Source organism: Nesiotobacter zosterae (assembly GCF_033843645.1).
In the GTDB taxonomy this organism is placed as follows: domain Bacteria; phylum Pseudomonadota; class Alphaproteobacteria; order Rhizobiales; family Stappiaceae; genus Pseudovibrio; species Pseudovibrio zosterae.
Genome location: NZ_JAWXVZ010000015.1, coordinates 63,708 through 80,260 on the forward strand (window position 1 = coordinate 63,708; position 16,553 = coordinate 80,260).

The following is a 16,553-nucleotide window of genomic DNA, read 5'->3' on the forward strand; positions in this document are numbered from 1 at the left end:
ACCTGCACCGGGCAGCCTAGGCCGCGCCGGGCTCCCTAGGCTGCGCCGGAGCCTCGGACAGTAAGAACATGGCGGTGGCAAATGCCGCCAACAGCAGCGCGGCACATACGCCAAACACGAAGGGGATGCTGAAACCGGCTGTCAGCATCGCACTTGAGGCGGCCACGCCGATGGTCGACCCGAGCAACCTGATGGTAACAACCGTTCCGCTCAGCTGGCCCTGCTCATTGGCCGGTGCAGAGTTGACCGCGATCCGGCGCGAAGGTCCGGCGATGCACACCATCGCAATGCCCCAGGGGACCAGCGCGCCCGCAAACAGCCAATAGGACTTCAGCGGCATCAGGACAGCCAGGCAGACAGTGGCCAGCGCTCCCAGAACGGTTCCGGTTATCACGATCGGCCTCGAGCCGATCTTGTCGGCAAGCCGGCCGACTTGGGCAGAGATGAGGGGGATTGGTACCACGGCGAGGACCACCGCCAAGCCGGCCTGGGCTGCCGTGTAGCCCATTTCGGATTGCAGGAAGATCGGCAAAAAGACCGCCATCACGATCATGACGTATTGGCAGCACATGAAAACGAAGCAGGCCGATGTGAACGCGGGCACCCGAAACAGGTGGACGTCAATCAGGGGGTTGCGCTGGCGCAGTTCAAACCGGTCGAACAAGAACAAGCCTAGGAGGCCAGCGGCAGCACTCGCAAGCACGATGATGTTCAGCCACCCGAGGCTGGAGCCCTCCATCAGTGCAAACACGAGCCCGCACAAGCCGATGAGCATCAAGAGCCCGCCTACCCAGTCAAGACCTGTTTTTTCTGGCGGGTGGTCCGGTTCTTTCCAGACACTGTAGGCAATCGCCCCGGCAAGTGCGACAATGGGAATGTTCAGCCAGAAGACCCAGTTCCATGAGACGTAATGTGTGATAACGCCGCCGATGAGTGGACCGATGGCAAGGGATGTTGTTGCAATGGCGGCATAAATTCCGATGCCCAGACCCCGCTTTTCCGGCGGGAACGCCATGTTGGCGCCGGCCTGTGACAAAGCAAACAACAGGGCCGCCCCGCCCCCTTGAAGCGCCCGCATGGCTATCAGCATGGGTCCGCTCTCGGCCAATCCCGCCAAAAGGCTTGCAAGGGCAAAAACAGTTCCGCCGGTAATCAGGACGGGCTTCAAGCCAAACAGGTCGACACACTTTCCACCCAGCGCGGCCAGGCAGGTCAAGGTGAGGAAATAGGCATTCACGATCCAGTGCGTCGTGCCATGAGACAGACCGAGGGCCGTCTGAATGGACGGGATCGCGACACCGAGCACGGTTTCGTCGAGCAAGACCAGACCGGACAAAGTCCCCATGGAGCAGATGATCCACAAGCTCCGGTTTTCATCCGACAGAGGCTTCATGACCGTGTTTCCTGTTTGACGACCCGCTGGAGGCTAATGGGAAACCGCCCAAAACGAAACCGCCTTAAACGAAACAGATGGAGCGGCGCTCGCTACACAGCCTCAAGCGCTGCGCTTGCCGGTTTCGGTCTGCCGCTGGACGGTGAGGCCCGTACCGGTTTGCGGCCGGGGCGCTGTCGTTTGGGTGCGGTTCGGATCGGACGTGCCGCGCAGCCGGGCCTTGCCGTCGGTCTCGGTGGTGAACGCTGCATGATGCGCGGGCTGTGTGCTGGCCGGTGCGGCCTGGCTCCAACTTCTCACCAGCATTTGCGCGACCGACAAGCTGAGGCGGGCGTGCAGGCGCATCAAGCCGCGGATTTGCTCCAGTCCCATGCGGCTTCCGAGCCGGCGGACAAAGATGTTTCCGGCCACGGCTTCGCTGATATTGAGCGCCTTCAGAGCAATGGCCAGCGCATCGCCGCCCGGATCCTGACTGACCTCATTGGCCAACGCCCGGGGCAGCCGGTTCATCTGGTTGCGGCAATTCGAGGTGGGTAAGAACTCTGCCGACATCAACCGCCAACTCGACCGGTTGGAATTTCTGCAACGGATTGCACTATCTCCCGCAATCCTGGACGATGTTCCTGCACACCGGGTCACACAATTTAGTCGCGAGGGCGAAAGGTACTTCACAGATGGGCTGCGAGACATCACGAGTGATCGCCGTTTGGCCATTCTTGCGACCTGTGTTGTGGAGTGGTCGGTCGCCATCGCTGACACCGTTGTCGAAACCCATGACCGGATCGTGGGATCGGTCGGTCTGGCGGGGAGGCACAGAAGATCTTCGACGCCCGTGTTGCCGAGGCGCAATCAAAGATTGCTGCAACCTTGGCCGGGTGCGAGACACTGGGTGCGACATTGTTATTGGCTAAAGGTGATGAAGTGGCAGTCGCTGGTGCTGTTGATGCGTCCTGTGGTTGGGCGTGCCGGAAAACCTCTATCCGTTCGGCAGCATCCATGATGAGCAGGCGCAGACGGCGATCGAACACATAGCGGTCGAGAACCCTATCAAATTTTGTTCTTGGGCGGAAATTGTCATGATCTGGACCATCATCGCGATACTGGAAGGGAAACCAATAACCCGAAAGCCGATAATAGCCAATGAAGCCCAGATAGTGCTCCGCCCGGGCACGGTCCTCTAGGATCATGCCGCGCTGCTCCAACAGGTTGAGCTGCGCATCGATATCAAGAGCTGGTTTTTGATAGGGTATTGTAGACAATAAAAAACCCACCTGTTGCGCCTCGTTGAGAGGCGTGGCGGGTCTGTTGGATCCTATGTGCCCAAGATGCTCAAAATGTCAATTAGTTGTGCGAGCCCAATGTGATGGTTCTGCCCGAAAATGAAGAGTGGATGAAATAGATCCCGATCCTCGCACAATTGCATGAGTACAATCAACGGCGATTTCTGCAACGCGGCTAGCGTACGACTGGCCTTGCCCTACTCCACCCCTCATGGTCAGGGTGTTGGCCCGGCCCTCAGCAACATCAGGGCGGTCTACCTCGTTCATCAAACGAGAATAGAGCAGAGTCTTGATAAGGCTTGAACCCCTAGGATCTTAGGGCGGTTGTGCCGATGCACCGTCTCGCGAGATTGGATGCAGGAACAAACTTACAGTTGGGAAACGTCGCTCAACCAGGTTCCTCACGCTCAATCTTTGCAGCACGTGCTCTCAGGTCGCCTTCTTCCTCATATTGAGCCATCGTGTCGCAAAACAGCTTTGCAAGTTCGCCTCCAAGCCGCTGCATATCGGCGCGCCTTAGTCGTAGCGACCGTCCTGCAATTGGAATGATCTGACCAGTTAAAACGTCCCCCTCATTCAACGGCTTGATCCTGCGTGCATCACCGTGGGCGACGGCATTGCGAAACTCAACGAAAAAATCATATGCAGTCATTGCTGGAAGGTCGTTTACAATCCATGGTTCATCACTGATCCGAACTCCCTGCAAGGCAATCCCAACTTCACGCACCTGCACATCATCGGGTCCATTCCGATTAGCCGGCGTACGTGCTCGTTGCATCACCCAGCACACGATAGTGGTGAAAAGCGCGTAGGACTCGGTAGTCCTTGTACTCTTCTGTCGTCGTTCTCAACATTTCACCAAGACGGCGAACGGTTTCATATTCCACGGCGTGTTCCAGTATCTGTCCCATTTACTCCCCCTGTAGTGGGCCCCGTATATCATTCCAGAGGCGCCTTGGCGTGAGACTCTTTGCTCTCGGGCAGCACACTTGGACTGAGGCTTCAGTACCTGCTTTTTCTTGCCCTATTGAAACTTGAAGGCTGGCTCTAACTCTTTGCGGAACGGTTTGTTCAATGGACCATGCACCGTGGTCTTCACGGATCTCACACTGGTTGGATCATCAACGCGCAGCTTCCCCCTTTGCTTCCATGTATTGAAAGGCCCAACGCCTGGCCTCTACATATTGTTCTTCGGTCAGAACCGGTCTCAATTTTCGAAGATGGTGGTCGGATCTGTGCGAGCCCCAAAAAGCGGCAATGGTGTACCACATGCAGGCCATTTGCAAATTTTGTTTGACGCCATCGCCATGCTCGTACATCACGCCGATGTTGTGCTTCGCTTTATAGTTTCCCTGTTCCGCGGCCTTCATGAACCATTCCATTGCTTTTTGAGGGTCGCGTGCCACCCCACCCCTGCCGAACAGATAGCCGGCACCGACTTGATACTGGCCTTCGTCAGCCCCCCTTCGCGCAATTTTTAGGGCCCATCGAAATGCTGCACGCTCATCTTTCTCTACGCCGTTACCATCCAGCAGCAAATTCATGAGGCGGACCTGCGCCTCATGGTGCCCCCTCCATGCTGCAAGGCGATAAAGCTGAAACGATTTTTCGCTATCCTGTAGAACGCGCCTGCCCCTGGCATAAAAAAACGCCGTCATCACTTGCGCCTCCAAATCCCCTTGCAAAGCCGCAGCCCGCATCCATTTTGCAGCGCGTGGGAAATTCTGGCGAACGCCCTTGCCTAGATAGTACATCTCACCGAGCGCGTATTGAGCCCCAACGTGACCTTGTTCTGCCGCCATTCGATACCACCTGAGCGTGCGGACAGAGCTCTTAACGACCCCCTCGCCTTCAGCATACTTTTTAGCGAGTAAAACCTGGGCTTCAACCTGTCCTTGCCTGGCGGCCATTTTGTACCAATGCAAGGCATCCGCTTCGTGATGAACCTGTTCCTTCTGTTGTTCGAAGTATTGCGCCAGACGGAACGCAGCCTCCACATCCCCCCCTTGAGCTCGAAGATAGGTCTCAACAAAAGTTTCTGCTCGTGCCGAACCAACAAGGCTAGCAACAACGAGAACAAGGGGAATAAGAAATCGCATGGGCTGCTCGCTGGATAAATAACAGGATTATCCCGCAATGATAGCGCCTGACCAGACGCGCTACAACCTATTGGAGATCCGGCACCCAAATGCCGGCATGAAACGCAGACACACCTCCCTACCCGTTTGAACGCTCAACATCCGCGTTTCGTTCAAACCAACGCTGAACGCGTGCAATTTCAACGCTGAACGGCGGATTGCGGCGGGGTAAGAAACCTATCCCATTGTTTTATAATGTCTTTTTGCGAAATGGTGCACGCGTGCACCCCTCACCGGTTTTGATGCACGCGTTCAAGCACCGTTTGCCAAGCCGAACAGAGATTTGTGCAAGGCCAGCTCACCATCCATCGCCCGGTCAATGCAGGCGCGGAAATACCCGCCTGGGCTGGAGATCAACTCCGGATCGCGCAGCGCCTTTTCGGCGGTGGTTGCCAACACCGCGGCCGCCACATAGCCCCCTGCCCGCTTTTCAGCTTCAGCCAGCCCGGCTTGAGACAAGCCAATGAGCAGCGCCATCTCCGTGGTGTGAGCCGTAACATCCTGCCAGCGATTGAACTCCACCCCAAGCGTCACCTGAAGTTCTGTTAGCGCCGTTTTGAGAAGTCCAACTGAAATGTTTTGCAGCTTGTCTTCCTGGGAAGGCTCAGAGGACTTGGCCCGAACCTTGCGGTTAGGTGCTTTTTCAAAAGCCCGCTTGATCCCGGCTTTGTCGGGATCTTCATGATTTGAGGGATCGGCGTGAGCCGATCTCCGTTTTATACTAATATTTTCAAGAGATTGAGGGTTTGTATTATTATAAGGGGTGTCGCAAATGTCACCCGCGGGTGGCGTTTCTTCAAAAGAAGAACAGGCATTCGCATCACACTCAGCCTCCTGAGCTGCAAACGCGCCCAGTGCCATTTCATAGAGGCCCTGCATCACCTCTGCTTTTTGAACAATGCCCATGGGCGCATCCTTGGCCTGATTGACCGCGTGCAACACCTCAGAAAAGTCCAAGCCTTCGTTTGCCGCCAGAACGGCCATGTCTTCAATGGAACGCAGCAACCGGTTCACCGTGCGGCGGGCGTCTTTTTCCTGCTTTAAGCGTCGCGCAAACGCTTCGCCCAGCTCCTTCAACTCAGCAACACGCTGGCGCGCCGGTGAAAAGTCAAACCCGAAGCCGCGCTCAATCTCGCCCAGCTTGCCCTTGTGAAACTCGCCGCGGTGAACATAGCGCCGCCCGGTTGGGCTGTCGCGATAGGCCATCACACCCGCTTCCACCAGCCGCTTGAGACAGCGCATGACGGTGCGCTTGGAGCGGCACACATATTCAGCGAGCTTCTCATTGGAAATGGCCACAATGGGCTTGCGGTTCGGGCGCCAGTCGTCTGCCACCGTCAAGCCAATGAGAATGTCCAGGATGTGATAGCAAGTGCCGTCGATGCCCAGGGCAGGGGCGGCCTTCTTCAAAGCCATGGCCACTTCGCCCTTGCTGGTTTCAACAATGTCATTGGCCAGCGCCAACTGCTGTGCGCGCATCATGGCAGGGGTCAGCTTGCGGAATGAAGCCACACCCGTTGAATCTTGCATAGCAAAACCCTCCCACGTCCCGTTCGAAGACGCGTTTAAAACGCACGTTTGATGACGTGCTCCACATGTTTCCAGCGGTTCAGAGGGCAGGGCGCAAGAAATCGATTCGCCTCCGCGTGAAGGCGATTGATTTTGTCGGCGCATCGAAGTACGGTGAGAGTGCTAGTCGGGTACTTCGGAGTTGCGGCTCTGAATGCCTCTTGAATTCAGGCCTTGCAGATTGCCGTCTGCAGGGCCTAATTTTTTCCAGCCTACCTCATGGCGTGTCCCTTTCGGTCTTACCGGCGTTCGTGTGTTCTTTCTCAAACTCTTTCAAGAGCGCTTCCATCTTGCCACTCAAGAAGCTGGAGAACGCCGCCGCGCGGGCTTCATCCTGCCAAACAATCTTGAAGGTGCGCGTCCCGCGCGCTTCCACCAGCGGCTTGCCGTCCGCTGCCTTCAACACAACGGCCTTGCCAGAGCCAGCCTTCAGGCGTGAGTTTACTTCCTCGTTGGGGGAGGGGGATAACTCCCCGTCAGTGACCTCGGTGGACAGAGCCAGATCGTGCAACCACGCGAACCGATCGGCACTGGCCATGGCCTCCCACTTGCCGGAGGCCTTCAGGCTGGCCACGCTCTTTCGCAAGCGGGCAGGGAGCTTTTCCTCTTCACAAGCCTTGGCGAGCGCTTCCCACTTTACCCGGCCAATGCCCGGCGCAGAGCCAATGGATTCAATAAGATCCACCGGAACCCGGCGAATGATGCTGGTGAGTTTAGACACCCGCGTCTTGTCGCCCGCGCCCACGGCGGCGGCCACCACATCGCGGGTAAACGTTTTGGAAAGCTCGGCGGCAAAGAAGCATTGCTGAATGTAGGTCAGGTTTTTGCGTTCTTCGTTTTCCTTGCCTTGAGCGATAACAAGTTGCTCATCGCTCATCTCTTCCACGACGGCCCGCACGGCAATGTCCAACTGCTGGCAGGCCTTCACCCGGCGGTGGCCATAGGCAATCTGATAGTATCCGGCGCGGTCCGGGTGAGGGCGCACCAGCACCGGCACCTGCTGGCCGTTCTGGCGAATGCTCTCCACCAAGGTGTCCAGCTCCTCGTCCACCAGCTCAAAAGCGCGGTCCAGCGCCAGCGACGGCAGCAGCAGCTTGGCGTCCAGGTTCTTGATTACAAGGCTCGGGTCCACCGGCTCCGTGCGCTGCTCGGTGAGGGAATGAAGCGCGGCCCCCAACCGGCCAACGGCGCTTTTCTCTCGTGGCTTCGGGCGCACGTCTTCCGGCTCGGCGGCGGGGCCGGAGCGCGCCATGGCGGCGTTGTTGCCGGTCATGATGGCGCTGAGCTTGCTCTTGTTCTGTTTGCGCTTGTCGTTCATGAGCGTCCCCAATAGGCCTTCAGCAGGTCTTCAATCTCGCCGTTCACCTTGTTCACCGAGTCCAGCGCCCGGTCATAGGTCTTGCCGTTAAAGTTGGTCCGGTCGGCTTCATAAAGGGTCTGCTGCACGTTGCCTGCCTCTGCAATGGCCGAGCTGCGCAACATGGTGTTGGTCAGCACGTTCTGCAGCTGACTGCGCAGCATGGTCACCACATCCGTTTCCGGCCGGCTGGTGTTGTCATGGCGGGTGATGAGATACTGCAGGCTCTTGGGCGCCAGATATTCCGGGCCCAGCTGCTTGGCGACCGTTTCCTCAAAAAACTCGTTGTGGGCAATGGAGGTGGCCAGATACTGGGCCATGGACTCACAGTCGATCCATTGCGGGTGGATGGTCACCAAAAGGTGGTCCGCGGCAAACGAAGCGGCATTGGACAGATACCCAAGGCTGGGCGGCGTGTCACAGATGATGACGTCGTAATCCGGCTCTACATTTTCAAAGGCCAGCTGCAAACGGGTGAAATACAGCTTGCGCTGCAAACAGTCGGAAAGCGCCGCGTTTTCACGGGCCAGCTCATCCTCCAGCTCCCGCAGGCGGGCGTTGGAAATGCCCTTTTGCTTGCGCTCGTCTTCAATGTCGGCAATGCGATTGCGAATGCCGGGCTCTTCCTGGCCGGCGAGGGTGGCGTAGTGCGGGGCAAAGAACTCCCACTCCGTCAGGAACGGGCTGCCCACCGCAAGGTCCAGATTGTCAAAATAGGTTTTTTGCACCACCTCCCGCAGCGGACGCGGGTCCTGATAGCGAATGGCGGCGTAAAGGCTCTCGTCTTCGGCCACCAGCTCTGGCACCACACCCAGCATGGAGGAGGCCGAGCCCTGCGGGTCCAGATCCACCAGCAAGATGCGGTAGCCGTGCAGGGCCAGATACTGGGCCAGATGCACGGAAGTACAGGTCTTGGCGGAGCCGCCCTTGAAGTTGGAGCAGGCGAAGATCTGCAGATCATCGCCTTCCCGGCGGCGCGGGTCGTAGTTCAGCGCCTTGGCCGCATCATCTCCCGCCTTTTCCGCAAGATAGCGGCGGATCTGGTTCATCTGCTCCAAAGAGTAGAACCGGCGTTCGCCGCGGCCGATCTTGGCAATCTCAAGGCCCATTTCGTCGGCAGAAAGCGCCAGATAGCGCGGGGTGATGCCCAGATAGCTTGCCGCTTCAGACGCCGGAAACTTGCGCAGTATCTTCTGCGCTTTGGGGGGGAACTGAGACTGGGCAAGGGCGGCCAGCGTGCTGGACAACGCCTTGTGGTCTGCTTTCATCTGTGAAAGCATGAGGCCGTGTTCTGATGCGCTGGCTGCCATTTCTCAAATGATCCGAATTTTTTGAATAAACAGGAATTCAAGAAATAATCCGCACTTCTGGCTTTGAAGTCAACGGCGCTTTGGTTAACGAAACCTTAACCCGCCACCCCGCCCCTTAACGAACCGCCGCAGGCAGCAGGGCAGGGGTCTTTAGTACGTTGATATTTAAAGATTTTTTAACTGACGCTCGCCCGCGCTTCAACAGCCCATGCACCGAAAAATAACAGGAGATAACGTTTCTCGTGAAGTGAATTTCCGGCGGGAATCGGGGAAAGAGCCGACTCTTTTCTCAAAGCGATCGGCCATGGAAATGCGAGGGGTTTGCAGCGGACCTGGATGCAAGCTGCCGGTTTTGCATGCACTCAATTTCAAGTTTGCAGCTCAAACCAACACCCTGCAAAGCTCACAGTGGGTTTCTTCGGGATTGGCTGTCGTCCTCTATTGGTTTAAGCAGCGAAATGAGTGTGTAGGGATGCCTGTTGCAATGTAGGCCCAACAACAGCGCTCTAAGGGCAAGATAGCAGGTTTGGGCACGAGGATGCCCCACGAATGTATGGTAAAGTAAGTATGAAAACAAAACGAATGAACTTTCTAGTCCATTTTGTCATTTGGAGCTATGCTCTGTTTTTGTTGCTATTCATTGCCGTAGATGTATTTGGGCCCGATCTTTTTTTGGGCTATTTTAGTGAACTAAATTTTGGATTTCCTGCAATTGTAGGAGAGGCGCAAACCCTTCGCGCCTGCGGATTTTTGGAGAGTGCGCGCAAATTCGAGTACGCAGCCAATTTGGTTTGGTTGATGTTTTTTGTCTTATTACCAGTCTTGCTTTTGCTTACCTATCTATCTAGGTCTCGCCTAGATTATAGCGTATTTGGGACCAGGAAGAAGATTATACTATATCTTTTTTATACATTTTTGGGATACAGTATTATTTTTAAATCATTTTCTCAATGTATTGATGGGGAATTTATACAGTACGGCTATCAAGTTGGCTGGCTTTTCTACTATTTATACTGCTTGTGTATTCAATTATTCTTCCTTTTGTCAATTTCGGTATTTATTTTTACATACCGTTTAATTTTCAAAGCGCTTGGGTGCAAACATGAACAGTAATAATTACAGCGACACAGATGGATACCATCCGCCATCGCAGCGCCACAGGCGAGCCGGAGTTTGAAATGGCAGCCATTCTATAGACTCTTGGAATTGTATTTCAGAATTTCTGGTAAAAATGACATGAAAACAAAACGAATAAATCCTCTAAACTACTCGTTTTTTTCCCCGGTGTTCTGTTTTTGTCTCTGTTTTTGGCAGTTGATCTTTTTGGACTCAATGTATTCCATGATTTCATCATGAATCTTGACTTCGGATTTCCTGCAATACCAAAAAATGTCGCAGCACTTCAGGCCTGCGGCTTTACGGAACGCGCATGGAAGTTTAAGTATGCGACGAACTTCTCTTGGTTGATATTCTTTGGCTTACTGCCTATTCTTTTTGTTCTTACCTTTTTGTATCTAGACCATTTTCAATTTAACAAAGTATCTCGTACATTCCCAATCAAACTAGCACTTTTTACAATAATGATTGGATCCATTATAATTTATTTTGGAGTTTTTTCTTGTGAGAACGGCTTCATTACAATGAAAGGACGCAACATTGGATGGCTATTCTTTTATATGTACTCCATAATAATTTCCATTATCTCCTTGAATTTTTCACTAATTCTCGCAATTCTTCTTTGGAATTTGAAGAGACTTACAGGCTACAGTCAAGAATAAACACTACCTTACCAATACAACCGAAAACTCACCGACCTCAAGTACTTCTAGTTCATACGACCTCTATGCGGGTGGTGTCAGCGCTTACATTGCTGGCCAAGGGGCCGTAGTAAACATGTTGAAGGGCACCGATAAACTCGCAAGTACCGCCCTAAAAGTTACAGGGCGTACAGTTGCTGGCCTATCAGAAGTGCCGGACCTCGTAGACGGTTACAACAAGGGTGGTGAAGCGTTTACCAGAGAAGTCGCAGGGGCAGGCGGCGCTATTGTGGGCCCAGCACTTGAGAGACAGACGATGTACTCAAAACGTAGCACTTGATGCTGCGATATGTGTTTTATCAGGAACCTCCTGTGTCATCGACCTCATGTGATGTTAAGCTTCAGGGAAGCCTAGTATTTTTTGGTTGGCGCTTCAGTCTGATTGAAAGCTTGTAGAGTGGTGCAATGCTGAATTTTATAAGAGTGACTTATGTATTGATATTGATGTGCCTCCCTTTTGGTCATGGTCTGACTGCTGCCGAAAAGCTTTCATTTCAGGACTCGCTTGAGGGGTGCCAACAGGGCGACTTTGACAAGACGAAGAGGCTATTTGATTTAAGCAGAGATACCGTCAACTACTATTTGTGGCATGTAAATGAAAAATGCGCCACGTTGATTTATGAGATACAAACCTCAGATACAACCATTGATAACTTCGACTTGTCACCAATAGTTTACCGGTTTCCTATTAAGTTTTACGAATGGCATATAAAGCAAATTGTTTATAAAGGGCAATATCAGCTTTTTAGCGACCCAATTGAAATGGATAATTACTTACGCAGGCTGCTTCTATTGTTGCAACCAAAAGCAGGCACTCCCGAATACGAGCATTTGATCAACATCGTCGCCAGCCATTCAAACGTTGAGAAAAAGTCAGACGGCGTTCCCATTTACCCAAATGATTTCGCGATAGATCCAGAACTGTACAAGGCTTTTCAAGCTATTAAAGATCAGCAAAGCACAGATTTTTGCAAGACGAACGCATGCCCTCAAAAACTTGCCAGCAATTCTGTCTACACATCCGAATTAGATTACTACCTCTCCCTCAAATATTTTTACCTAACCGACCGAGATTACTTCAAAGAAGCGCTAAACAAGCACGTTCACGGAGCCTTCGACGAGGTTATCATCCTAAGAAGGCTTGGGATTTTTGATCGCAGATGCTCGTTTGAGCTCCAGTACTATCTATTAAGAGAGCACAATAATTACGATTTGAGTAATTGCGACGACCATATTGAGAAAATATATGACGGATATTTAGACCGCAACTATGATGGCTATTTCGTTTTGAGAAATTACTCAACCTATAAAGACAGCAAATTATTTGAGTACATTTCAAAATTCGATAAAAACCTTGATGAAACGATTGAATACTTCAATATAAGGTGATTGAGAAATGGGTAGAGTGCGTATTGCCGATACGCCAAATCCACGTCGAAACCTGTGTCAACGCGCAGGCTGACGCTGTAGGTCAGTTGGCCACCTCGAATTGCCGGTTTTTTGTCGATGATGGGTGCGCCGGTGAGCTGACGGCTTGGCTGATAGCCGTCGGCGGCCTGGGTTTCCAGTGTTTGGCCTGAAGGCTGGTGGCCGCTTGCGGCGGAATGCGGGCGCACTTCGCCCCTGATGCCAGACATAGCGGCGCAGATTGTAGACACGGTTCGCCATGCCAATCTTGGTGCGGGCGCGGGCAATGCCGATCCTGCGTCCAATCCGGCCTAAAAAACCACCCTTGTCGAGGGCCAAACTGGCTATGGACACACAACAACCAAAGCTACACATGGCACAGGTGGGATCACACCCGCCAACTGACTTGAAATGGCCGTATGAGCCCTACCGCTACCCTACAGATAGCAAAGCAAATGCTGTCAACCTGAGGTTGAAGCTGGGTAATTTTCAACGAAAAGCGGGTTCCACTCTAATGGGATCGGCGAAAGGCTTTCCACTTCCTACGGTCATTCGTTGCGGCGGCTTCTAGCTTGTTTCGTTCTGGTCCTCGGCCCGTCCTTGCATCACAGCCCTTGCAAGCATGTATTTTTCAGCTTCGATCATATGGCCTCGCATAATCATGCGGCAAAGCTCGGCATCACCGGCCTTTATGGCTCTTAACAGCTGGACTTGATAATGCAGGCCTGTTTCTCTCAAGTCCGGGTTTGTCTCTCGATAGATTGAGCGGCAAATCGTCATGTCTTTGAGCAGACTGAGCAGGAATGAACAGGTAAATGCGAGGATCGGGTTCGGACAATGCCGCGTCAGTTCTTCATGGAAATCTAGTTCGGCGAGCCGCTGCGCGTATTCCTCCTCCACGGTTTTGGGCTCGTCTTCATATAAACGGATAAAAGACTGCAGCGACAAAAAAGCTGACTCTGTCAAGCGACCTGCTACAGATGCTGCAAGCTCAGGTTCTAACTGCTTGCGTAGGGTGTAAATATCAGTGATCGACGGGGGTGAAAACAAAAACAGATTGTCGAGCAGTCGGATTGCTTCGCCCGGTTTAACCGCGGCGACGAACACGCCTCCACCGGGCCCGCTGCGACTGGTAATAAGGCCCTGAAACTCCAAAACCTTCAAAGCCTCTCGAAGCGTTCCCCTAGAAACCTTTACAACCTCTGGTGCGATCCAGTCGTGCGGCAATCGATCTCCTGGCTTCAGGCCAGCCTCGAGAACTTTCTCGCGTATCTTCTGTGCCACAACATCTGGCCGCCGCAGTCTTTTGCCTGTTTTGAAATCGGTTGTGCGGTCTGGTGCAGTCATGAAGGTTTGACCAAGTTTCGTTTTTTCCGCTTATGCCGGGGGCAAGGGATTATGGCAAGCGGCAAAATGAGTGCCATCTGTACCCTTTCCACAATCTGGAGCCGGTTTTTCCGTGAGGCAGAGATCCGTCTTTTGGCTGCACCGGGCCGCAAAGGCGCAACCGTCGGGCGGGTCGTAGGGATCGGGCAACTCGGCGGCCGCATCCTCGGACATCAGGTTGTGACGCCCGGGTGCCGGGGCAGAGCGCATCAAAAGATCCGTGTAAGGGTGCAGCGGCGCGCGAAAAATCTGACGGGCCGGGCCGACTTCCGCAAGGCGGCCGAAATACATCACCGCGACCCTGTCGCTCACGCTCTCTACGACAGACAGGTCATGGCTGATGAAAATATAGGTCAGCCCGAAACGGGCCTTCAGATCGTCGAGCAGGTTGAGCACTTGTGCCTGCACTGAGACGTCAAGCGCCGAAACGGGTTCGTCCAGCACGATCAGCTCCGGCTTTGCGGCGAGGGCACGGGCAATGCCGATCCGCTGTGCTTGGCCGCCGGAAAACTCATGCGGATAGCGCTCGAGAAATTCAGGCGCCAGGTTCACCGCCTCTAGCATCTCTGCAAGCCGCTTTTCGCGGCCATCTGCATCAAGATCCGTCAGATGTTTCAGGGGCGCTTCCAGAATGGACCGGATGGTCTTGCGCGGATTGAGCGAGGCGACCGGGTCCTGAAACACATACTGGACCTTGCGGACCAGCGCCTTGCGGTCCTGCCGCGACAAGGCGCTTAGGTCCTGGCCGTCAAAAGTGATTGTTCCCGATGTGGGGTGATCTAGCCCAGTAACGAGGCGGGCGAGGGTCGACTTGCCGCAGCCGGATTCCCCGACAACGCCCAGAGTTTCGCCGCGCTTTACATCAAGGCTTACGCCCTGAACCGCATGCACTGCGGGATTGCGCCCGCCGAACAGCTTCCGTTCGCCGCCAAATACCCGTTCGATATCCGTCATTGCCAGCAGCGGGGCACCGCCGGAGCGTGGAGAGGAATGCTGGTTCATGCGTCTTCTCCCTTTTTGAGGGGAAACCGGCACCGTACGCCGCGATCACCTGTGGTCATTTCAAGTTCAATCTCTCCCCGGCAGCACTCGGCCTGCACGCGTGGGCATCTGGCGGCAAAGGCGCATCCTTCCGGCAGGTTGTTCACGACCGGCGGCCGGCCCTCGATGGCATCGACCCGGCGTTCCGGCTGGCCCAACACCGGCACACAATCGATCAGCTTCGCGGTATAGGGATGCTGCGGGTTGGACAGCACATCGGCGGTCGTACCCGTTTCCACGATCTTGCCCGCATACATCACCGCCACCCGGTCGCACAAAGCCGAGACGACACCGAAATCGTGGGTGATGAACAGCACCGCCGTGTTCTTTTCACGCCGCAGGCCGTTCATCAGGGTGAGCACCTGCGACTGCACCGTGACATCCAACGCCGTGGTCGGCTCATCGGCAATCAGCACCTTCGCGTCATTGGCAAGGGCCATAGCAATGCAGACCCGCTGGCGCATGCCACCCGACAGTTCATGTGGGTAGACGGACAGGCGCTCCTTTGCATTCGGGATGCGGACCAGCGTCAGCAGCTCGACAGCTTTATCAGCCAGCGCCTTGCCGGACAGGGGCTGGTGCGTGCTGATGGCTTCCTTGAGTTGGTCGCCCACAGTGAACAGCGGATGGAGGGTCGACAGCGGATCCTGAAAGACATAGGCGACTGATCCGCCGCGCAAATCCCGGATGCGCCGGTCACTGGCGGCGAACAGGTCTTCGCCCTCCAGATAGGCCGCGCCGCCAGCAATCCGGCCGGGTGGCGTTGGCACCAGCCCCATGATCGACATGGCGGTGACAGACTTGCCCGAGCCGCTTTCGCCGACAATGCCAAGGCATTCCCCCTGCTTCAAATGTAGGTCCACACCGCCGACCGCCTTGTAGACCGACGAGCCGATCTGAAACTCGGTCCGCATTGCGCGCACATCGAGCACACCGTCGTCGCTTGAAGGTGCCAGCACGGAGGTTGCCTCGCGCTCAACCGCGGTGCGGGCCACTGGACGGGTCAGCGATCCCGCCCTCAGGCGCGGATCCAGAATGTCGCGCACGCCGTCGCCGAACAGGTTGATGCTCATGACCAGCGCAAAGATCATCAGCCCCGGAATGATAGACACATGCGGGGCAGTGAACAGGATTTTCCGGCCTTCGCCGAGCATCGAGCCAAGGTCCGCCTGTGGTGGCTGCGCGCCGAGGCCCAGAAACGACAGACCGGCGGTTTCCAGGATCATCCAGCCGATGGTGGTCGACATGGTGATCACGATCACCGGCAGCACGTTGGGCAGGATTTCAAAAAACAGGATCTGGAATGGAGATTTTCCAGACAATCTCGCTGCATCGACGAATTCGCGCCGAGACAGGCCAAGTGTGATGCCGCGAATGTTGCGCGCAAAGAAGGGAATGTTGACCAGCGCAATGGCGTAGAGCGCGTTCAAAAGCCCCGGGCCGAGCACGGCGACGATGGCCAGAGCGAGCAGGATGTAGGGAAAGGCCATGACCATGTCGATGCCGCGCATGATGATGGCGTCCGTGCGCCCGCCCGCATATCCGGCCACAAGGCCCAGCATGGACCCGAAGAAGGCGGCAATTGCCGTTGCCGACAGGCCGACAGCGAGCGACACGCGCGTTCCCCAGATCAGACGGGACAACAGATCCCGCCCCAGATGATCCGTACCCAGAAGGTGCCCCTCGCTGAAGACAGGCATCAACCGGTTGGCCGGTGCTGTGACATCCGGATCGGGCAGGGGCAGGATCGGTGCGGCAAGGGCAATCAGGCAGATCGCCAAGAGAACGGCGAGACCACATGTCGCCAGCGTATTGTTAAGCAATAGTGCCGCCGTGCCGGGACGATTGGGTTTTG

Annotated in this window: 12 protein-coding genes; 1 reads left to right on the forward strand and 11 read right to left on the reverse strand. The window is 55.0% G+C overall.

All coding sequences use genetic code 11. From position 1 onward, the window contains the following. Positions 1-16 precede the first annotated feature (16 nt). From Q3Y58_RS18160 to Q3Y58_RS18195, 8 genes are all read right to left on the reverse strand, one after another. Positions 17-1,393: an MFS transporter gene (locus tag Q3Y58_RS18160; protein WP_319623233.1), complete on the reverse strand. Its 1,377-nt coding sequence runs from the start codon at positions 1,391-1,393 to the stop codon at positions 17-19. Between the two features lie 102 nt (positions 1,394-1,495). After that, positions 1,496-1,945 (reverse strand): hypothetical protein, encoded by a 450-nt coding sequence (locus Q3Y58_RS18165; RefSeq protein ID WP_319623234.1) that lies wholly within the window; start codon positions 1,943-1,945, stop codon positions 1,496-1,498. A gap of 137 nt (positions 1,946-2,082) precedes the next feature. After that, positions 2,083-2,652 (reverse strand): Abi family protein, encoded by a 570-nt coding sequence (locus tag Q3Y58_RS18170; RefSeq protein ID WP_319623235.1) that lies wholly within the window; start codon positions 2,650-2,652, stop codon positions 2,083-2,085. A gap of 409 nt (positions 2,653-3,061) precedes the next feature. Beyond that, a complete protein-coding gene (locus tag Q3Y58_RS18175) occupies positions 3,062-3,451 on the reverse strand; it encodes a hypothetical protein (RefSeq protein WP_319623236.1) in 390 nt (129 codons plus the stop codon). Positions 3,452-3,794: 343 nt separating this feature from the next. Beyond that, complete coding sequence (locus Q3Y58_RS18180; protein WP_319623237.1) at positions 3,795-4,772, reverse strand: SEL1-like repeat protein; 978 nt, start codon at positions 4,770-4,772, stop codon at positions 3,795-3,797. Positions 4,773-5,063: 291 nt separating this feature from the next. Further along, a complete protein-coding gene (gene repC, locus Q3Y58_RS18185) occupies positions 5,064-6,341 on the reverse strand; it encodes a plasmid replication protein RepC (RefSeq protein WP_319623238.1) in 1,278 nt (425 codons plus the stop codon). Between the two features lie 256 nt (positions 6,342-6,597). Then, positions 6,598-7,698, reverse strand: coding sequence for a plasmid partitioning protein RepB (gene repB, locus Q3Y58_RS18190; protein WP_319623239.1), 1,101 nt, complete (start codon positions 7,696-7,698; stop codon positions 6,598-6,600). Then, the gene (locus Q3Y58_RS18195) at positions 7,695-9,047 is read right to left on the reverse strand and encodes an AAA family ATPase (RefSeq protein ID WP_319623240.1); all 1,353 of its coding nucleotides are present in this window, start codon (positions 9,045-9,047) and stop codon (positions 7,695-7,697) included. Before Q3Y58_RS18195 ends, repB begins: the two co-directional genes overlap by 4 nt. A 2,222-nt stretch (positions 9,048-11,269) precedes the next feature. Between Q3Y58_RS18195 and Q3Y58_RS18200 the strand changes: the two genes are divergently transcribed. After that, positions 11,270-12,253: a hypothetical protein gene (locus Q3Y58_RS18200; RefSeq protein WP_319623241.1), complete on the forward strand. Its 984-nt coding sequence runs from the start codon at positions 11,270-11,272 to the stop codon at positions 12,251-12,253. Between the two features lie 585 nt (positions 12,254-12,838). On the opposite strand, the gene Q3Y58_RS18210 is transcribed toward Q3Y58_RS18200, so the two are convergent. The 3 genes from Q3Y58_RS18210 to Q3Y58_RS18220 all read right to left on the reverse strand — a co-directional run. Continuing rightward, the gene (locus Q3Y58_RS18210) at positions 12,839-13,618 is read right to left on the reverse strand and encodes a FadR/GntR family transcriptional regulator (protein WP_319623242.1); all 780 of its coding nucleotides are present in this window, start codon (positions 13,616-13,618) and stop codon (positions 12,839-12,841) included. A 30-nt stretch (positions 13,619-13,648) separates the two neighbouring features. After that, positions 13,649-14,659, reverse strand: a complete 1,011-nt coding sequence (locus tag Q3Y58_RS18215; protein WP_319623243.1) for an ABC transporter ATP-binding protein — start codon at positions 14,657-14,659, stop codon at positions 13,649-13,651. Next, positions 14,656-16,553: dipeptide/oligopeptide/nickel ABC transporter permease/ATP-binding protein (locus tag Q3Y58_RS18220; protein ID WP_319623244.1), on the reverse strand; the 1,898-nt coding region annotated here is incomplete at its 5' end. The genes Q3Y58_RS18220 and Q3Y58_RS18215, both read right to left, overlap by 4 nt.